Raw genomic sequence first — 18473 nt, forward strand, 5'->3', positions numbered from 1 at the left:
AGAGAATTCGACCTATTGCTCGTTGGTCGCGATCCAGATGACGTGGCGGGCGCCGCGCTTGCCATTGGCGCGGACCCTAACTTCCTCGACCGCGAAGCCCGCCTGCTTGAGCCTGCGGGTAAAACCGCTGTCGGGTCCCTGCGACCAGACCGCCAGCACGCCGCCGGGCTTGAGCGCTGCTCTCGTGCTGATCAGCCCGGCTATACTGTAAAGAGCGTCATTGGCCTTGTGGACGATCCCTTCCGGCCCATTGTCGACATCGAGCAGGATGGCATCCCAGGCCGAGGCTTCAGATCGTATGATCTGCCCGACATCCGCCTCGCGAATAGTCACGCGCGGATCGTCGAGACAGCCGCCGAACACCGCCGCCATCGGGCCGCGCGCCCACGCCACGACGGCTGGCACCAACTCGGCGACAACGAAACCGGCATCGGCGCCAAGCTCGGCAAGCGCGGCGCGCAGCGTGAAACCCATGCCCAGCCCGCCGATCAGGATTTTCGGCTGCCGGCGGCCGGCAATCCTTTGGCAGGATAATCTCGCCAGCGCTTCCTCGGAGCCGCTGAGGCGGCTGTTCATCAGCTCGTTCGAGCCGAGCATGATCGAGAATTCGGCGCCGCGTTGTTTCAGGCGGAGTTCGTGGTCGCCGTCGGGCGTTTTCGCGGTATCGATCTGGACCCATGGGATCATGCTCGAGACCCCATGAGCATGATCTTTTCCGAAAACCGGTTCCCACTTTCAGGGATCATGCTCTATGCCGCCAGTGCAGGCTGGCTCCAGCGGGCGGCAAGCAGCCGGTAGGGGATCAGCGCCACCACGGCGATGATCAGCTTCACGCCGAGGTCGCCGAGCGCCCATGACACCCAGCGCATGGTCTCGACCGGCAGCACGCCCATCAGCGGCGCGGTTTCGAGCGCAAAGCCATCGTTCGGGCCAGCGAAGGCGAAGGCCGCCGAAAAGGCGACGGTGAAGAATACGGCAGTGTCGAACACCGAGCCGACCAGCGTGCCGACGATCGGCGCCCGCCACCAGCTCTGCCGGCGCAGCCGGTTGAACACGGTCACGTCGAGCAGTTGCGCGATCAGGAACGCGGTGCCGGAAGCCGCCGCAATGCGGACCAGCCGATCGGCGGCCGTTTCGAACTCGATCAGACCGTAGCGGAACAGCAAGGGCGGGATGACGACCGAGCAGATCACCGCCGCCGTGAAGCCGACAACCACGATCCGGCGCGCCACGGCTGGGCCGTAGCGGCGGTTGGCAAGGTCTGTGACCAGGAAGGAGAAGGGATAGGTGAAGGCGCCCCAGGTCAGAATGTCGGCCAGCGAAAGGCCGCCGATCGCACCTTGCAGCGGGAACTGCACAAGGATGTTCGACGCCACCACGACAAACGCCATGGACGCAACAAAGGGCAGAGATCGGGAGAAAAAATTCATTTTTTTATCCTGGGTAATGGAACCAGCGGGTGTCATGCCGAGTTCGGACGACACTCCTTGGAAGGCGGTTGCCTGAAAAAATTAAGCGGCCGGCTGTTCGGCAAGCTTCTTGGCGATCTGCTTCTTCAGCAGGCGCGCGCGCTGCGACAGCTCCTTGGCGTCGGCCTTGGCCAGGAACGCATCAAGGCCGCCGCGATGCTCGACCGAACGCAGCGCGTTGGCCGAGATGCGCAGGCGCACATTCTGGTTCAGCGCTTCCGAGATCAGCGTCACATTGACGAGATTGGGCAGGAAGCGACGCTTGGTCTTGTTGTTGGCGTGGCTCACATTGTTGCCGGACATGACTGCCTTGGCAGTGAGTTCGCAGGTGCGGGACATGGTTCTAAACCTTCAGTTCTCGGTCTGGCCAAACATTCGACCCGCGCCGGGTGGCGCGCGGTTTCGGTCAGGCGGCCTTATGGAAAAAGTTGGCGTTCCATAGTTGCATTTCGCCGATGCGTCAAGCTCCGGCTTGCGCGCGGGTGTGACGACGCCTTTCACATAAAGGCCGGAATTCAGCCTATAAGCGGTCGCACAAGGAGATGCCAGGCCGGAGTTGTCCGCTTCCGCTGAAAAATCGAGGATCGATCCCGCCATGCTTCGTTCGTCTCATGCTCTCCTTGCCTCGCTTGCCGTTGCGCTGCCGATGGCAACGTCTGCCGCCACGCCACAATCCTTCAAGGGCGAGTATACGGTTTCGGTCCACGGCTTCTCGGTGGCGAAGGCAAGCTTTTCCAGCAATTACGACGGCGATGCCTATTCGATCGAGGGCAGCGTCTCCAGCGCCGGCCTCGCCACAATCTTCGACGACACGCGGGGCAGGGTCTCGTCGAAGGGCAAGATTTCGGGCAAGCGATTGCAGCCGCAAGCGTTCCGCGCCGACTACAAGTCAGGCGAGAAGGCGTCGATGATCGATATCCAGTTCGCCAATGGCACTGTTATCGCGACCAGGGTCGTGCCTGCGCCAAAGAAGCGCAATCCCAAGAATTGGATACCGCTGGGCGCCAGCCATCTCGCGTCGGTGCTTGATCCGATGGCCGCCACCGTCATCCATGCCGATAGCCTCGACAAGGTCTGCGGACGCACGGTGAAACTCTATGACGGCGAGATGCGCGCAAATCTGACGCTGACCTACGATTCGAAAGGCTCGACCTCCGTGCGCGGCTACAAGGGCGAGACCGTCACCTGCAGGCTTGGCTTTGAGCCGGTGGCGGGTTACCGCAAGAACCGCAAAGCCTTGAAGTACCTGAAGGATCGCAGCCGCATCATGGTGACGTTTGCACCGGTCGGCCAAACCGGCGTATATGCGCCGATCCACGCCACGGTCAGCACGAAAATCGGCACTCTCACCGTCAGCGCGGAGCGGTTCGAAGCAACAGAATAGGCGCGATGGCGCGCCGCCGGAGACGGACATGGGGCGCGCAACATTGATCGGCTTCTCGGCGATCGCCATGTGGGCGCTGCTGGCGCTGCTTACGGACGCTTCCGGTGCGGTGCCGCCATTCCTGCTTTCGGCGATCACCTTCACGATCGGCACCGGCGTCGGGCTCGTCGCGCGGCTGTTCATGCCGGCCGCCGCCAGCAGCGAGAAGATACCGCCGCAAGTGTGGGTGATCGGTATTGCCGGCCTGTTCGGTTATCACTTTTTCTACTTCACCGCGCTGCGCAACGCGCCGGCGGTCGAGGCGAGCCTCATCGCCTATCTCTGGCCGCTGCTGATCGTGCTCGGATCGGCGCTGATGCCGGGCGAGCGGCTGGCCTGGAACCATGTCGTCGGCGCGCTGCTCGGCCTTGCCGGCACTGTCCTGATCGTCACCAAGGGCGGCGGGATTGCCTTTGACGCAAATTATGCCTTCGGCTATGCGATGGCCGGCGTTTGCGCCGTGCTATGGTCCTGCTATTCGCTGTTGTCGCGGCGCTTCCCGTCGGTGCCGACCAGCATTGTCACCTGGTTCTGTGCGGCCACGGCAGCGCTTTCCCTTATCTGCCATCTCATGCTGGAAGAGACGGTGCTGCCTGTCGGCGCCGGCCAGTGGCTGGCCGTGCTCGGCCTCGGCCTGATGCCGGTGGGCGCGGCCTTCTACGCCTGGGATATCGGGGTCAAGCGCGGCAATATCCAGGTGCTGGGCGCGGCGAGCTATGCCGCCCCACTGCTGTCGACGCTGGTGCTGATATCGGCCGGTTTCGCCGAGCCGTCCCTGCGCATCCTCGCCGCCTGCGTGCTGATCACCGGCGGGGCAGCGCTTGCGGCGAAATCGCTGTTCTTGCGCAAGAGGGCAACGAGCGAGGCCGAGGCATGATGCCGTTTCCCGGCGGCATCGACGCCAACGCCAATGCGACGCTGCTGTTTTCGCTGGCGGCGGCGGTGATCTACGCCTTCACCATCGGCATGCCGCCGAAGCTTGCGCGTTCTGCGGTCAAGACGCTGGCCGTGGCAATGCTTGCCGTGCTGGCATCGCTACAGGGCGGTCCGTGGCTGCTCGTCGCGGCGCTGGCGCTCAGCGCCATCGGCGATGCGTTGCTGTCGCGCGACGGTGAAAGGGCTTTTCTCGGCGGGCTGGCCAGTTTTCTCGTCGCGCATGGGCTTTACATCGCGCTGTTCCTACGCTCCGGCGGTGGGATCGGGCTACTCTCGGCCGAGCCGTGGCGCGCGGCGATTGCCCTGGCAATGGCCGTGTTCGCGCTCGCCATGTTTTTTGCGCTCTGGCGCCGTGTCGGCCCCGCCTTGCGCCTTCCGGTCAGCGTCTATATCGCGGCAATCCTCGCCATGGGAATTTCAGCCCTGACGCTGAGCAATATCTGGGTTGTCGGCGGCGCCGTGCTGTTCATGGCGTCCGACGGGCTGCTCGCCTCGGAAAAGTTCCTGCTGACCGCCATCTCGCCGCACCGCGTCTGGATGCGCCACGCGGTCTGGATGCTGTATTACGCCGCCCAGCTGGCGATCACGATGGGTTTTCTGCTGGGTTAAGCCGGTCGATATTAGTGGATGCCTGACCCGAATCTCAACTAAGTCGTTCCCGGCTGCCAGCCCGATTCGGCCAGTTCAAAGGCGGCGAAGTCGAAGCCCGGAGCCACGGTGCAGCCGACCAGTGTCCACTCGCCCAGGCTGCGTGCCGACTGCCACCAGCCTGCCGGCACGACGATCTGCGGCCGCTCGCCCGCCGCTAATGCCGTGCCGAGCACCTGCTCGAACACCGGCCCGTTTTCCCGATGTATCGACAGCGCCAGCGGGGCGCCGGCATAGAAGTGCCAGACCTCGGCCGCGTCCTTGACACGGTGCCAGGCCGACACTTGCTCCTGCTCCAAAAGGAAATAGATCGCGGTCGAATGGCCGCGCGCGCCTTCCGCGCCATCGCGAAAGGTTTCGGCATACCAGCCGCCTTCCGGATGCGGTTTCAGGCCGAGCGTTGCGATGATTTCGGCGGAAGTGGTCACCATCAATGGTGCTCAGAAATCGTCCTTGCGCTTGCGGATCTCGGCGAACACTTCGGCGTCGGAGGCGTTCTCCATGCCGAGATGCTTGCGGATTGCCGGGTCGTGCCAGCGCAGGAACGGATTGGTCGACAGTTCTTCGCCGATCGTGGTCGGCAGCGTCGGCTTGCCGTCGGCGCGCAGCGCCTCGATTTTCGCAGCGCGCTCCTTTAACGCCGAATTGGTCGGGTCGGCGGTCAGCGCGAAGCGGGCGTTGGAAAGCGTGTATTCATGGCCGCAATAAACGACCGTCTCGGCCGGAAGTGCCGCGAGCTTTTTCAGCGAATCATACATCACCGGCGGCTTGCATTCGAACAGCCGGCCGCAGCCGAGCGCGAACAGCGTGTCGGCGGTGAACGCCACTCTCGATGCCGGCAGATGATAGGAAACATGGCCCGCCGTGTGGCCGGGCGTGGCGATCACGTCGATCCTCTCGTCGCCGAGGTGGATGACCGAACCTTGCTCGACGGTTTCGTCGATGCCGGGGATTTTGGCCTTTTCCGCCTCCGGTCCGACGATGCGCAGCTTGAAGCGCTCTTTCAGCGCCAGATTGGCCTCGACATGGTCGACATGGTGATGGGTGGTCAGGATCATCGTCGGCGTCCAGCCGGTACGCTCGATCGCGGCCAGGATCGGCGCCTCCTCGGGCGCGTCGATGATTGCGGTCTGGCCGCTTTTCGGGTCATGCACCAGCACGCCGAAATTGTCACTGCGGCACATGAACTGTTCGATTTCAACCGGCATGGCGTCTCTCCACTGGAGCGGTTCATCGTTTCACGGAAGCGCCGAACCGCTCTATCTCTTTGTTTTGCGCAATTCCCTAGGGAAGTGCTACGCGCTTTTCCCGGGAAAACCGTTTCACACTTTTCTTGGAATTGCTCTAGAGCGCCGTACGTCCAGTTGGACGCACAAAGGACGCTCTAACACTTTTTATCTGCTGCATCGTGCTTTCCGAAATCGAAATCGATGCAGCAGTCGCCGCAGACATAGGGCGCTTGCCCACGGATGTCATCCGCCTTTGTAGAACTTGGCGCCTTTGTAGAACTTGGCGCTTTGTTGAACTTGGACAGCATCGAAGATACCGTCCCGCGCATGCATTCCGATATCGTCGACATTCGCTCCTTCTATTCGACCACGCTCGGGCGCTTGGCCGAACGCTCGATCACCATGGCGTTGTCCTCGATTTGGGCTGTCGTGCCCAATGAGCGGCTGGTCGGCCTCGGTTACACCTTGCCGTGGCTGGAGCGATTCGGCACCGACGCGGAGCGTGTCTTTGCCTTCATGCCGGCGACGCAAGGCGCGGTGGTCTGGCCGGCTACGGGGCCGACCGCGACCGCACTGGTCTTTGACGAGGAATTGCCGCTGGTCGATGCCTCCATCGATCGCATGCTGCTCGTCCATTCGCTCGAACATGCCGAGAACCCTCGCGAGACGCTGAACGAAATCTGGCGGGTGCTGTCGCCTGCCGGCCGCGTCGTCATCGTCGTGCCCAACCGGCGCGGTGTCTGGGCCCGTTTCGAGCATACGCCTTTTGGCAGCGGCCGGCCTTTCTCGCGCGGCCAGCTCACCGAGTTGCTGCGCGAAGCGAATTTCACGCCCGCGGCCTGGTCCGATGCCCTGTTCTTCCCGCCGTCGCGGCGACGCTTCATGATGCAGTTCCACAATGTGCTGGAGCGCGCCGGCCGCAGGTTCTGGCCGATCTTTTCCGGCGTCATCGTGGTCGAGGCGCAGAAGCGGCTCTATCAGGGCGTGCCAGTTGTCCAGCGCGCCTCTCGCCGCGTCTTCGTGCCGGTATTCTCGCCGCACGGCGCCACAAGGCTCGGCCGGATATCGCCGACCGGGAAGGCGACATCGCCGATCCGTCGATGACATGTTCGTGATCGGAATCGCGCTTTTTCTCACCTATCTGTCGAGAGCGGGTTTGGTACCCGGTTGAGTCGACTTGTTCATCGGTTTCAGCACCGCTTCCGAATTCAAGGACTTCACCAATGGCTGATTATCCGGATGTGGAAGGGAGCGCCAAGCCGGCTGCCGCGTCGATCGAGGCCAGCAGCTTGCGCGACCAATTGGCGACGATCAAGCGGCGCTGGGGACCTCGCCGATCCGCAAACACCTGCTCTGGGCCTGCGTCGGCATAGTCGCCGTCATTGTGGCAACCTCGATCGGGCAGGTTCTGCTCAATCGCTGGAACGAGCCCTTCTATGACGCGCTGGCTCGGCGCGACATGCAGGGTTTCCTGCACCAGCTTCTGGTCTTTGCCGCCATCGCCGGCGGGCTTTTGGTGCTCAATGTCGGCCAGACCTGGCTCGACCAGATGATCCGGCTGAAGCTGCGTGAGGCGTTGACCCTCGATCTGATCGGTGAATGGATGCGGCCGGCGCGCGCCTTCCGGCTCGCCAACGCCGGCGCCATCGGCGTCAACCCTGACCAGCGCCTGCAGCAGGATGCCGGACATCTCTCCGACCTTTCCACCGGTCTCGGCATAGGGCTGTTGCAGTCGTTCATTCTGCTTGTTTCGTTCGTCGGCGTCTTATGGTCGCTGTCTTCGGGCTTCGTCTTCCATATCGGCGGCTATTCGCTGGCCATTCCGGGCTACATGGTGTGGGCCGCGATCCTCTATGCCGGCACCGCCTCCTGGCTGAGCTGGCTGGTCGGACGGCCGCTCATCCGCTTCAACAGCGACCGCTATACGCGTGAGGCGGAGCTGCGCTCCTCGGTGGTCCGCGTCAACGAGAATGTCGACGCCATCGCGCTTGCGCATGGCGAGGCCGACGCCAGACGACGGCTCGAGCTCGACCTCGGCACGGTGCTGGGCGCGATGCGGCGCATCTACAGCGCCCAGATCAATCTTTCCTGGGTGACGGACACCTATGGCTGGATCACCGTCGTCGCGCCGATCCTCGTCGCCTCGCCGGTCTATTTCGCCGGCGATATCAGCTTCGGCGGGCTGATGATGGCTGTTGGCGCCTTCAACCAGGTGCATGCCTCGTTGCGCTGGTTCATCAACAATATCGGCGGCATCGCCGATTGGCGCGCCACGCTGATGCGCGTCGCCGATTTCCGCATCGCGCTCGGTGAAACGGATGTGCTGCACGACACCGAAGAACGCATCATGATCGGCGAAAATCCGAATGGCAGGCTGACATTCGAGAATCTCGAGGTTGCGTCGCGGGACGGATGTACGAAGCTCGCCGAACCCCATGTCGAAATCCGCGCCGGCGAGCGCGTCATGATCACCGGAGATCCGCGCGCCGGCAAGACGCTGTTCTTTCGCGCCATTGCCGGTCTGTGGCCGTGGGGAAGCGGGCGGATCGGCATGCCGGCCGGAGAGGTGTCCGCCTTCGTTCCCCGCAAGCCCTATTTCCCGCTCGGCACGCTGCGCGAGGTACTCGACCGCGCCGATGCCGCGGTCAGCGACGCCGAGATCTCGGCGGTGCTTGCCGAGGTCGGTCTTGGGCGTCTGTCGTCCTCGCTCGACCGCTCGGCGCGCTGGGAGCGTGAATTGAGCGATGACGAGCAGCGCCTGCTTGCCTTTGCCCGACTGGTCTTGCGGCAGCCGAAATGGGTGATCATCGACGAGGCTTTGGACACGTTCGACGGCGCAACGCTGAGGCGGGTGCTGTCGATGCTGGAGGCGCGTCTCGCCAGCGCCGCGATCCCAATATCGGCCGTGGCCAGCAGAACATTGAATTCTTTCCACGCTCATTGGCGATCGTGAAAGACGTCGAGCGACCGGCTCTCAAGCCAGTCCGTGTCAGGGCCGGCGCGATCGAACCACCCCCGGCCGTCGCCGCAGCCTACCAAGAGACGTAGCCGACTATGCGCCGCCAAGCTTTATTTCGCCGTGATCGCGGCGAAAGATCGCCGGTATAGTTCGCAAGCCTGCGGCGTTGGAACCATGCTTGACGCGCTTAAAGCGCGTCCCGTTGAAGAGATTCATGCGACACGCTTTAAGCCTTTGTTTCTTTCCATGTCGTTACCCCAAAACCGCTGCGCACTTTTGGGCGACATGCATTAGCCTGCTTGCCTGCCTCGCCTGCGCCCAGGCAGCGCCACTGGCCACGCCCGCCGATACCATTGCAGTGGACGTCGAACTGGTGCTGGCGGTCGACATTTCGCACTCCATAGACGAAAAGGAATTCGCCCTGCAGCGCGCCGGCTATGTCGAGGCGCTGCGCCACCCTGACTTCATCAATGCGGTGCGTTCGGGTGTGACCGGCCGCATCGCGCTGGCCTATTTCGAATGGGCAGGCACCGTCCGCGACGATGCGGTCATTGCATGGCAGGTCATCGACAATGCTGAGAGCGCCAACGCTTTCGCCGACAAGATCGAGGCGCGCCCGTTCAGGAGCTTTCGCGGCACCTCGATTTCCGGTGCGCTCGCCTTCGGCGCCAAGCTTTTGGATGGAGCCGCTTTCGACGCGACGCGCAGCGTCATCGACATTTCAGGCGATGGCCCCAACAATACCGGGACGCCCGTCACCACGACACGCGACGCCGCGGTGGCAAAGGGCACCGTCATCAACGGCCTGCCGATCCTGATCAGCCCGTCGCCCAGCTTCAGCCATCTCGACCAATACTATGCCGAGTGCGTTACCGGCGGGCCAGGCTCCTTCGTGCTGCCGGTCTATGCCGCTTCTGAATTCGTGACCGCCATACGCCGCAAGCTGGTCCTGGAGGTCAGCGGTGTTGCCGGTCCCGGCGCCAATCCCGGATCGATCCGGGTCGATGCGGCAGCACCGGTCGACTGTTTGCAAGGCGAGCGCGATCGGCGGTTTTTCTCCGATCCTTATTTTCCGGAACTTAATCGCTAGAGCGACGGCCGTTATCGCTTCAGCAGGAACACCGCTTGCTGGCCAAAGAAATTCCAGAACCACCATGGCATCGAGAGGCCGATTTTCTGGCCATTGGCGTCGAGCGCGGTTGCCTTTTCCACCGTTGCGCCGAGCTCTTCGCAGAGATTGACGAAGTCGCGAATGGTGCAGAAATGGATGTTGGGCGTGTCGTACCAGGAATAGGGCAGGTCCTTGGTCACCGGCATCCGCCCTTCGAGGAACAGTGAAAGGCGCACCCGCCAGTGTCCGAAATTGGGGAAGGAAACGATGGCATGCTTGCCGATCCTGAGCAATTCGTCGAGCACCAGCTTCGGGTTGCGGGTCGCCTGCAAGGTCTGCGACAGGACGACGAAATCAAAACCCTTGTCCGGATAGAATTTGAGGTCCTTGTCGGCGTCGCCCTGGATGACGGACAGGCCGCGCGCCACGCATTCGTTGACGCCGCGCTGCGACAGTTCCATCCCGCGGCCGTCGACCTGCTTCGTCGCCTGCAGCAATTCGAGCAGCAGGCCATCACCGGAGCCGACGTCCAGCACCCGCGACTGGGCCGGGATGAGATCGGCGACGACTTCGAGGTCCACGCGCTGGGCGTGGTTGACGCTCATGATCGTGCCTTTTGTCTGGCGCATGATCCCGATCCGAAAAGTCTGCAACTTTTCGGGGTCATGCGCTGCCTGGCACATGATCCCGGTCCGAAATGTCTGCAACTTTTCGGGGTCATGCGCTGATGCCTGGCGCAAGATGCGGTTCGGAAAGCCTGCAATCTTCAGGGATCATGCGCTGAGCCCCCTGGCGCGAGCCGCCGAGGCGATGAAGCCGTTGATGGCGGCAAACAGCTCCGGCTCGTCGAGCAGGAAGGCGTCGTGGCCGCGATCGGTCTCGATCTCGACGAAGGACACCGAGGCGCCGGCGGCGTTCAGCGCGTGAACGACCGAGCGGCTCTCCTCGGTCGGGAACAGCCAGTCACTGGTGAAGGAGACCAGGCAGAAACGGGTCCTGGTTCCGGCAAAGGCGTCGGCCAGCCGGCCGCCATGATCGGCGGCGAGGTCGAAATAGTCCATCGCCCGGGTCATGTAGAGATAGGAGTTGGCGTCGAAGCGGTCGACGAAGGTCATGCCCTGATGGCGCAGATAGCTCTCAATCTGGAAGTCGGCGTCGAAACCGAAGGTGAGCGCTTCACGGTCCTGCAAGTTGCGGCCAAACTTCCGGTGCAGGGCCGCCTCCGACAGATAAGTGATGTGAGCGGCCATGCGCGCCACAGCCAGTCCCTTTTCCGGGCGCTTGCCCTGCTCGAAATATTTGCCGCCATGCCAGTCCGGATCGGCCATGACCGCTTGCCGGCCGACCTCATGGAAGGCGATGTTCTGCGAGGAATGGCGCGCGCCGGTGGCGATCGGCAGCGCTGAGAAAACGCGCTCCGGATAGCTCGACGCCCATTGCAGCACCTGCATGCCGCCCATCGAGCCGCCGAGCACGGAGAACAGTTTTTCGATGCCGAAATGATCGACCAGCATCAACTGCGCCCGCACCATGTCGCGGATGGTGATGATCGGCAGGTCGAGCCCGTAGGGCTTGCCGGTGGCTGGATTGGTCGAGGCGGGGCCGGTCGAGCCGAGGCAGCCGCCGATGACGTTTGAGCATATGACGAAGAAGCGGCTGGTGTCGATGATCTTGCCGGGGCCGATCAGCACTTCCCACCAGCCCGGCTTGCCGGTCACTGGATTGGTGCTGGCGACATGCTGGTCGCCGGTCAGTGCATGGCAGACGAGGATGGCGTTGGAGCGGGCGTCGTTGAGCATGCCGTAAGTCTTGTAGGCGATCTGGAACGGTGACAGCAGCGTGCCGGCATCGAGCTTGAGCGGCTTGTCGGCACCGAAACGCAACACCGGGCTCGACGGCTCGTCGGCCTCGTTGTTGGTTCTTTTAGTGCGCAGCGCGACCATCGCATCCTCTTACATTAACCCATCGCGCTTTCCGAAAGTCGATTCCGAGTTTCGGTCGATGCGATTGTCCGGCCGGCTACGGACAAAAAAACCGGCATTGCCTTCGCAAAGCCGGTTACAGGATGCAAACGGCCCTTTAGCGAGTTGTTTAACGTGGCTGCAAGCCGACCGGCCAAATCACCACGGGATTTCGCCATCCTTCTAGAACCGGCGCGCCTCGGCGTCAACGGCCAGTCGCTCACGGCAGTCGCTCACCCATGATTGCCGCCTCTCGACATTCCAGGCCACGGCTTGTATTTCCGCTGCGGCTTCCCGGGAGGAAGCGTTTTCGACGGATTTTTGCAATATGAACCAGGCATCGGATCAGGCACGTCCAACGCCCCGCGCGGGGATCATGGACATCGAAGCCTATGTGCCGGGCAAAAGCACGGCGCCGGCCGGCGTTGCCAAGGTCCACAAACTGTCGTCGAACGAGAACCCGCTCGGCCCCTCGCCGAAGGCGATAGAAGCCGCGCGCGACGTTGCGGCCAAACTCGACATATATCCCGACGGCACTGCCAGGCGCCTGCGGGAAGCGATCGCCGAGGTGCATGGCCTAAACCCAGCCAACATTATTTGTTCCAACGGTTCCGACGAGATTCTGGGCCTGCTTGCGCAGACCTATCTCGCGCCCGGCGATGAAGCTGTTATCACCGAACACGGCTTCATGGTCTACAAGATCTACATCCAGTCGGCAGGTGCTGTCCCGGTGTCGGTCAAGGAAACCAATGAGCGCGCCGACGTCGATGCGATCCTCGCCGCGGTGACGCCGCGTACCAGGATCATCTTCCTCGCCAATCCCAACAACCCGACCGGCACCTATTTGCCGTTCCAGGACGTGCGCCGCCTGCATGCCGGCCTGCCTCGAAATGTGCTTCTGGTACTAGATGCAGCCTATGCCGAATATGTCCGCCGCAACGATTATGAAGCCGGCGTCGAACTGGTGGCCGGTGTGGAAAACGTGGTCATGACCCGCACCTTCTCCAAGCTCGGCCTCGGCGGCGCGCGGGTCGGCTGGATGTACGCACCGATGCATATCATCGATGCGATCAACCGCGTGCGGGGTCCCTTCAACGTCAACGCGACCGCGATCGAGGCCGGCATTGCCGCGATCCGCGACCGCGCCCATATCGAGCGCAGCGTGGCGCATAATGAGACCTGGCTGCGATGGGTGAGCGAGGAATTGACCAAGCTCGGACTGCGGGTGACGCCGAGCGTCGGCAATTTCGTCCTCATCCACTTTCCCGAGGACAAAAAGCACTCGGCGGCGGCTGCGGACGATTACCTCTCCGCGCGCGGCTATATATTGCGGCGCGTTTCCGGCTACGGCTTCCCCAATGCACTGCGCATGAGCATCGGCACCGAAGAGGCCAATCGCGGCGTTGTCGCCGCCCTCGCGACATTTCTGAAAAGCTAGAAAACCATGACATCACCGATGTTCGAAAAGATCGCGCTGGTCGGCATCGGCCTGATCGGCTCGTCGCTGGCCCGCGTAATCCATCGCGAAGGCCTTGCCCGCCACATCGCCATCTCGACGCGCAGCGAAACGACGCTGGCGCGGGCGAGGGAACTCGACCTCGGCTCCTCCTACGCGATGGATGCGAAAGAGGCGGTCCGCGATGCCGACCTGGTTATCGTTTCGGTGCCGGTCGGCTCTTCGGGCGAGGTCGCCGAGGAAATCGCACCGGCGCTGAAGCAGGGCGCGATCCTCACCGATGTCGGCTCGACCAAGGCGTCGGTCATTGCGCAGATGCAGCCATATGTGCCTGCCGGCGTGCATTTCATTCCCGGCCATCCACTGGCCGGCACTGAAAAATCGGGTCCGGACGCCGGCTTTGCCGAACTGTTCGAAAACCGCTGGTGCATCTTCACGCCGCTGCCCGGCACTGATCCGGCCGCATTGGAAAAGCTCTCGGAATTCTGGCGCCGCTGCGGCTCCAACATTGACACGATGGATCCCCAGCATCACGACATGACATTGGCCATCGTCTCGCATCTGCCGCACATCATCGCCTATAATATCGTCGGCACCGCCGACGACCTGGAGTCGGTGACCAAGTCCGAGGTGATCAAATATTCGGCCTCCGGCTTTCGCGACTTCACCCGTCTGGCCGCCTCCGACCCGACCATGTGGCGCGACGTTTGCCTGCACAACAAGGACGCCATCCTCGAAATGCTGGCGCGGTTCTCGGAAGATCTGGCCTCGCTGCAGCGGGCGATCCGCTGGGGCGACGGCGAAAAACTGTTCGACCTGTTCACCCGCACCCGCGCCGTCCGCCGCTCGATCATCGAGGCCGGCCAGGACATCGATGTACCGGACTTTGGCCGGCAGGCCGTCGAGCACCCAGCCAAGCAGTAGCCTGTCTCGACCGCCCGGCCGTCAGTCCGCCGGCCAGTGAGCCGCCATCATCGCCAGCGTCTCGGCCCTGTCCGGCGCGCCCAGCCTGCCGCCGAAGCGCTGGCATTTGAGCGCTGCGGCGGCGCTGGCAAAGCGCAATGTCCATTCGATCGGCATGGCTTCCGCCAGTCCAACGGCAAAGGCGCCGTGAAACACGTCGCCGGCGGCAAGCGTATCCACTGCCTTGATCCTTGGCGCCGCGACATGGCGCACGGAACCCGCCGAGCGGTCGAACCACCAGCTTCCCGCCGCGCCGCCCGTCACCGCGACGAATGCATCGGTGCGTCTGGCCAGCGCTTCACAGGCCTCTTGCGGACCTTGCTCCTCGCCGCAGAGGATGAACGCCGCCGGCTCTGACGCGACGATGTGCGAGGCGAGCGGAAACAGCCGTTCCAGCACGTTTCGTGGCGCGGTGTCGGCGTCCAGTATGGCCGGACGGCCGATTGCGCGCGCCGCCGTCAAAGCCAAAGCTGCCGCGCCTGGCCAGCGCACATCGACCAGGACGGCGTCGAATGCGGCGAGGTCCTGTGTGGGGAGCGCCTCGGGGTCGGCCTGGGCGAGCTTGTCATAGAAAGGAACGATGATGCGCTCGCCATGCGTGTCGACCAAGATGGCCGACAGTGCCGACCGCGCGCCGATGATGCGCCGGACAAAGCTGCAATCGGCGCCCTCGGCCTCGATCCCGGCGACCAGCTGATTGCCGACGAGGTCGTCGCCCGCGCTCGCCCACAGCGATACGTCCGCGCCGAGGCGGCGTGCGGCGCAGGCCGCGCTCGAAGCCATGCCCGAGGCGATCTGGACGCCGTCGGACGCGATGAACTTGCCCTGACGTGCCGGAAGCGTGTCGACGCGAAGGATCGTATCGAGCGTCAGCGCGCCAACACTCAGGAGCTTCATCGGGCTGTTCATCTATCTTCCTGTTTCATCATGATCTTTTCCGAACTGGAGGTTCGCAATCATGGTCTAATCGACCGGCTTGATCCTGCCCAGCGGGATAAAACCGAGCGAGGCCTTGCCTTTGACGATCTTGAGCGGCATCGACGGTTCGTTGCCAAGCAGCGCCAGCCCGGCAAAGCCTGTTTTGATCTGGCTCTTTTGCTCGGGAATGGCCTTGCCGAGGATTGCCGCCACGGCTTTCGGGTCGCTGAGCTTGATCATCAGGTCGGCGTCGATCAGCCCGTCGGCATCGACCGAAACCGGTCCGGAAACGGTGATTCGCGCGCTCCCCGACGACAGGTCGAGCTTGCCGATATCGACTGCCTGGCCGCGCAGGCTCCTTGGCTGCGTCTTGATCAGCGCCACGCCGTTCTTCAGCGTCACGTCGCCGCTGCCGTCGAGAGGCGGCAGCACGCGGCCATCGATCGCCCCTGGATCGATTTCGAGATCGGTAAAACTCCCGGCATAGCCGATGTCCTGGCCGTTCGGACGCAACTGTCCGGCCGCTGTCCCGGCGCTGAACAGCTCGACCGGGTCAGTGCCATCCGCCGGATCGGTCTGGGCAGACAGGCCCTCGGCCTCCAGTGAAACGCGCCGGGGCAGGGGCCAGGACAGTTTGACGGTCGCTCGCAGATTATTCCAGTCGATCCACAACGGCGCCATCCCCGGCGCGGAGGCCCTGAGCGGCCCCCGCAGGTCGGCGCTAGGCGACAGGATATGGGTGATGTGCGTAACTGCGTTGAGGCTGCCGAGCGAGGCGGCGACGTTCCTTGTGTCGTCCTGATAAGCCAGGCTGTCGCAGGAAACGGCAAAGCTCAGCGGATAGCCGCTGACCGTGAGATTGACGCAGTCCGCCTCGATGCCCTCGCCATTGAGCTCGGCCACCGCTTGGTCGGCTTCGCTCTTGACCTTGTCTGCCAGGTAGAACCAGCCGGCGCTGTAGAGGCCGAACAGCACGACGATGAAAGCGGCAAGCCAGAACAGCCGGCGGAGAAAATTCGGCGGACGTTCGTCACTTGACGTCATGCTACGGCTCTCGCTAGCGCGTATTGCGGAGGGGACTGTCGTTTCCGGCAACATCAGGTAGACGGAGACGGATTGAAAAAACACCGATTCCAGTGCGGTGCTGCAACCAAGCTTGGCGATATGGGCGATTTTTGGGTTTTTGGCTACGGTTCGCTGATCTGGCGGCCGGGATTTGCGCATGTCGAGACGCGGCGCGCCCGCCTCCATGGCTACCGCCGCTCGCTGTGCGTCTACTCCTTCGTGCATCGCGGCACGCGCGAACGGCCGGGCCTGGTGCTCGGCCTCGACCGTGGCGGCTCCTGCATCGGGCTGGCTTTCCGCGTCCCCGGCGATCTACGCAACGAGGTCATCACCTATTTGCGCGAGCGCGAGTTGGTCACCAATGTCTATCGCGAGCGCATGCTTAGCATTCGCCTCGACAATGACGCTACGAACGGCGAGACGGATGGGGGCGAGACGGTCTCGGCGGTCGCCTATGTCGTCGATCGTGCCCACGAGCAATATGCCGGCGCGCTCGATGCTGCCGATGCGGCGACCGTCGTTCGCGGTGCCGTCGGCCAGTCGGGAAAGAACGAGGACTACGTGCTCAGCACGCTGGAGCACCTCGAAGCGCTAGGGATCCGCGACCACTGGCTGGAGGAGGTAGCGAAACGGATCGGGTCGTGATCTCTTTCGTTGTTTGACGGTGATCTTTTCCGAACCGGTTCCCATTTTTGCTTCGCTGACCTTCGGTATCATGGTTCGGGCTACATCCTGAAAATCTGCTTTCCGAGATCGGCGCGATCCAGGCTGTTCGTCACGGCGAGCTTGAACTCCGCCAGCGGATGGATGCCGCCGACAGGGACATGGAAATCGGGTTGGCCAAAAATGTCGACAATCTCGCGTAAAACTGGCCGGTCGGCTTCGACAGGCGGCGAAAAGAAGTAGCGGTAGATGTTTGCCCTGATCTCGACGCCGCTCAGCAGCACGTCGAAATTGTGCAGCTCGAATCGCTCAGGGCTCATGCCGCCATTGATGATCATCTGCCCGCCCATCGCCAAGGTGCGGATCAATTCGCCACTGACGGGTCCGCCGACATTATCGATGATCCCGTTCAGTCCGGCGCCGTCGGTCATTTCCATGACCGCTTCCCTGATACCGACCTTCAAACTCGACAGATCTAGGATGGCGGTGGCGCCAAGCACCTTCAGGTCGAGCCTGTCGTGAGAGCGTCGCACGAGCGCGATGACGTTGATGCCGCGCCGTTGGGCGAACTGCATCACCATCGTCGAAACCGATGAATAGCCGGCGGTGACGGCCAGCCACTGTCCAGGCTGCACACGGGAATCCGCCAGCAGGTCCCAGGCGGTGATGGGGTTCACCATCTGCCCGGCGCGTTCGAGCGGATAGTCGGCGGGTAGCGGGATCAGCCATTCGGCCGGAACGGCCGCATATTCGGCCCAGCTGTTGTAGTGGCTGAATGCGACAAGCGTTCCCGGTTTCAAAGCGACATTCGCGCCCACGGCCTCGACAATGCCGGCGCCATGATTTCCGGCGATCTGCCGGGGGAAATGCGGCTTCTTCGGTTCGGGATAGAGGTTCTGGATAAACAGGAAGTCGCCAGGGTTGACCGAGGCGGAGACCATCCTGACCAGCACCTCGCCGCCGCCAATTCGCGGCATGGGCATGTCGTGCAGATAGAGCACGTCGCGCGGCGAGCCGATTGCGTCGAATACAATTGCTTTCATGGCGGTCTCCAATAACGGGCAATCTGGGGCAAGCAGCCTGGACGTGACCAGATTGCGGCACCGGTGTTTGCATCGGTGTCGCGGAACCTAAGTGTCTGAATCAAAACGACTGGTGCAATTTCAAGGTCTTGCGAGGCGACGCGTGAGCAGGCGGATGTGGGCGATGAAGACCCAGGCTTCGGCGGACGCGATGGTTCGTTCGAAGTCCTTGGCCAGTCTGCGGCATCTGCCGAGCCAAGCGAATGTTCTCTCCACCACCCATCTGCGGGGTAGCACCTCGAAGCCCTTGATGGCGTCCGTGCGCTTGATGATTTCGAGCGTGAACTTGCCGACCTTCTGCAATGCCCCTTTCAGCTTCGGTCCGGCATAGCCGCCATCGGCGAAGACATGGCGCAGCCACGGCCAGCGTTTGAGGATCGATTTCAGGACGGCCGGCGCGCCGTCCCGGTCCTGGATATCGGCGGCATGGATGACGAGGCCCACCAGCAGGCCGAGTGTATCGACAACGATATGGCGCTTGCGGCCCATCACCTTCTTGCCGGCGTCAAATCCACGAATTCCGCCGCTTTCCGTGGTCTTGACCGACTGGCTGTCGATGACGCCTGCAGTGGGACTGGCCTCTCTGCCCT

The 18473-nt window shown here is 63.0% G+C and carries 20 protein-coding genes, 1 pseudogene and 1 riboswitch; of the genes and pseudogenes, 9 read left to right on the top strand and 12 right to left on the bottom strand.

Going from position 1 to position 18473, the window contains the following annotated elements; genetic code table 11:
• Positions 1 to 12: 12 nt before the first annotated feature.
• The 4 genes from NKH12_RS11065 to NKH12_RS11080 form a co-directional block, all read right to left on the bottom strand.
• Positions 13 to 687: a polyamine aminopropyltransferase gene (locus tag NKH12_RS11065; RefSeq protein ID WP_352953138.1), complete on the bottom strand. Its 675-nt coding sequence runs from the start codon at positions 685 to 687 to the stop codon at positions 13 to 15.
• 62 nt (positions 688 to 749) lie between these two features.
• Positions 750 to 1430: a queuosine precursor transporter gene (locus tag NKH12_RS11070; protein ID WP_352953139.1), complete on the bottom strand. Its 681-nt coding sequence runs from the start codon at positions 1428 to 1430 to the stop codon at positions 750 to 752.
• Positions 1431 to 1511: 81 nt separating this feature from the next.
• Entirely contained in the window at positions 1512 to 1808 is a 297-nt protein-coding gene (rpmB, locus tag NKH12_RS11075) for a 50S ribosomal protein L28 (RefSeq protein ID WP_006328411.1), read from the bottom strand.
• Between the two features lie 12 nt (positions 1809 to 1820).
• Positions 1821 to 2066, bottom strand: coding sequence for a hypothetical protein (locus tag NKH12_RS11080; RefSeq protein WP_352953140.1), 246 nt, complete (start codon positions 2064 to 2066; stop codon positions 1821 to 1823).
• Here NKH12_RS11080 and NKH12_RS11085 point away from each other — a divergent pair.
• From NKH12_RS11085 to NKH12_RS11095, 3 genes are read left to right on the top strand one after another with little or no spacing between them, the layout of a single operon-like run.
• Positions 2065 to 2853 carry a DUF3108 domain-containing protein gene (locus NKH12_RS11085; RefSeq protein WP_352953141.1) on the top strand — a complete coding sequence of 263 codons (789 nt, stop codon included), beginning with the start codon at positions 2065 to 2067 and terminating at the stop codon, positions 2851 to 2853. The two genes, NKH12_RS11080 and NKH12_RS11085, sit on opposite strands and share 2 nt — an antisense overlap.
• A 28-nt stretch (positions 2854 to 2881) precedes the next feature.
• On the top strand, positions 2882 to 3769 hold the full coding sequence (gene yddG / locus NKH12_RS11090) for an aromatic amino acid exporter YddG (protein ID WP_352953142.1): 888 nt from the start codon (positions 2882 to 2884) through the stop codon (positions 3767 to 3769).
• A complete protein-coding gene (locus NKH12_RS11095) occupies positions 3766 to 4437 on the top strand; it encodes a lysoplasmalogenase family protein (protein ID WP_352953143.1) in 672 nt (223 codons plus the stop codon). The genes yddG and NKH12_RS11095 overlap by 4 nt, the downstream gene beginning before the upstream one ends.
• A 38-nt stretch (positions 4438 to 4475) precedes the next feature.
• Here NKH12_RS11095 and NKH12_RS11100 read toward each other — a convergent pair whose 3' ends face one another.
• Both NKH12_RS11100 and gloB read right to left on the bottom strand, forming a co-directional pair.
• Positions 4476 to 4904 carry a cupin domain-containing protein gene (locus tag NKH12_RS11100; protein ID WP_352953155.1) on the bottom strand — a complete coding sequence of 143 codons (429 nt, stop codon included), beginning with the start codon at positions 4902 to 4904 and terminating at the stop codon, positions 4476 to 4478.
• Between the two features lie 12 nt (positions 4905 to 4916).
• Positions 4917 to 5684 (bottom strand): hydroxyacylglutathione hydrolase, encoded by a 768-nt coding sequence (gene gloB, locus NKH12_RS11105; protein WP_352953144.1) that lies wholly within the window; start codon positions 5682 to 5684, stop codon positions 4917 to 4919.
• A 348-nt stretch (positions 5685 to 6032) separates the two neighbouring features.
• Here gloB and NKH12_RS11110 point away from each other — a divergent pair, with 348 nt between their 5' ends.
• The 3 genes and pseudogenes from NKH12_RS11110 (at position 6033) to NKH12_RS11120 (ending at position 9754) form a co-directional block, all read left to right on the top strand.
• Complete coding sequence (locus NKH12_RS11110; protein WP_352953156.1) at positions 6033 to 6809, top strand: class I SAM-dependent methyltransferase; 777 nt, start codon at positions 6033 to 6035, stop codon at positions 6807 to 6809.
• A gap of 119 nt (positions 6810 to 6928) precedes the next feature.
• Positions 6929 to 8753: pseudogene (locus NKH12_RS11115) on the top strand (ABC transporter ATP-binding protein/permease).
• A gap of 200 nt (positions 8754 to 8953) precedes the next feature.
• Positions 8954 to 9754 carry a DUF1194 domain-containing protein gene (locus NKH12_RS11120; RefSeq protein ID WP_352953157.1) on the top strand — a complete coding sequence of 267 codons (801 nt, stop codon included), beginning with the start codon at positions 8954 to 8956 and terminating at the stop codon, positions 9752 to 9754.
• Between the two features lie 11 nt (positions 9755 to 9765).
• Here NKH12_RS11120 and metW read toward each other — a convergent pair whose 3' ends face one another.
• Entirely contained in the window at positions 9766 to 10380 is a 615-nt protein-coding gene (gene metW / locus NKH12_RS11125) for a methionine biosynthesis protein MetW (protein WP_352953158.1), read from the bottom strand.
• A 168-nt stretch (positions 10381 to 10548) separates the two neighbouring features.
• Complete coding sequence (gene metX / locus NKH12_RS11130; RefSeq protein WP_352953145.1) at positions 10549 to 11718, bottom strand: homoserine O-acetyltransferase MetX; 1170 nt, start codon at positions 11716 to 11718, stop codon at positions 10549 to 10551.
• A 116-nt stretch (positions 11719 to 11834) separates the two neighbouring features.
• Positions 11835 to 11912: riboswitch (SAM riboswitch) on the bottom strand.
• A gap of 152 nt (positions 11913 to 12064) precedes the next feature.
• On the opposite strand from metX, the gene hisC reads away from it, so the two are divergent.
• Both hisC and NKH12_RS11140 read left to right on the top strand, forming a co-directional pair.
• Positions 12065 to 13174, top strand: a complete 1110-nt coding sequence (hisC, locus tag NKH12_RS11135) for a histidinol-phosphate transaminase (RefSeq protein WP_352953146.1) — start codon at positions 12065 to 12067, stop codon at positions 13172 to 13174.
• Between the two features lie 6 nt (positions 13175 to 13180).
• A complete protein-coding gene (locus NKH12_RS11140) occupies positions 13181 to 14116 on the top strand; it encodes a prephenate/arogenate dehydrogenase family protein (RefSeq protein ID WP_352953147.1) in 936 nt (311 codons plus the stop codon).
• A 21-nt stretch (positions 14117 to 14137) separates the two neighbouring features.
• Here the strand turns inward: NKH12_RS11140 and NKH12_RS11145 are convergent, their stop codons facing one another.
• Positions 14138 to 15064, bottom strand: a complete 927-nt coding sequence (locus tag NKH12_RS11145) for a sugar kinase (protein WP_352953148.1) — start codon at positions 15062 to 15064, stop codon at positions 14138 to 14140.
• A gap of 54 nt (positions 15065 to 15118) precedes the next feature.
• A complete protein-coding gene (locus NKH12_RS11150; protein WP_352953149.1) occupies positions 15119 to 16117 on the bottom strand; it encodes a DUF2125 domain-containing protein in 999 nt (332 codons plus the stop codon).
• Between the two features lie 120 nt (positions 16118 to 16237).
• Between NKH12_RS11150 and NKH12_RS11155 the strand changes: the two genes are divergently transcribed.
• Positions 16238 to 16783, top strand: coding sequence for a gamma-glutamylcyclotransferase (locus NKH12_RS11155; protein WP_095493433.1), 546 nt, complete (start codon positions 16238 to 16240; stop codon positions 16781 to 16783).
• 80 nt (positions 16784 to 16863) lie between these two features.
• On the opposite strand, the gene NKH12_RS11160 is transcribed toward NKH12_RS11155, so the two are convergent.
• Both NKH12_RS11160 and NKH12_RS11165 read right to left on the bottom strand, forming a co-directional pair.
• A complete protein-coding gene (locus NKH12_RS11160) occupies positions 16864 to 17844 on the bottom strand; it encodes a quinone oxidoreductase family protein (protein ID WP_352953150.1) in 981 nt (326 codons plus the stop codon).
• A 120-nt stretch (positions 17845 to 17964) separates the two neighbouring features.
• Positions 17965 to 18473, bottom strand: a 509-nt coding sequence (locus NKH12_RS11165; RefSeq protein WP_352953151.1) for an IS5 family transposase, incomplete at its 5' end; no start/stop codon positions are given.

Origin of the sequence: Mesorhizobium sp. M1322 (assembly GCF_040318085.1) — a bacterium.
GTDB lineage: Bacteria > Pseudomonadota > Alphaproteobacteria > Rhizobiales > Rhizobiaceae > Mesorhizobium.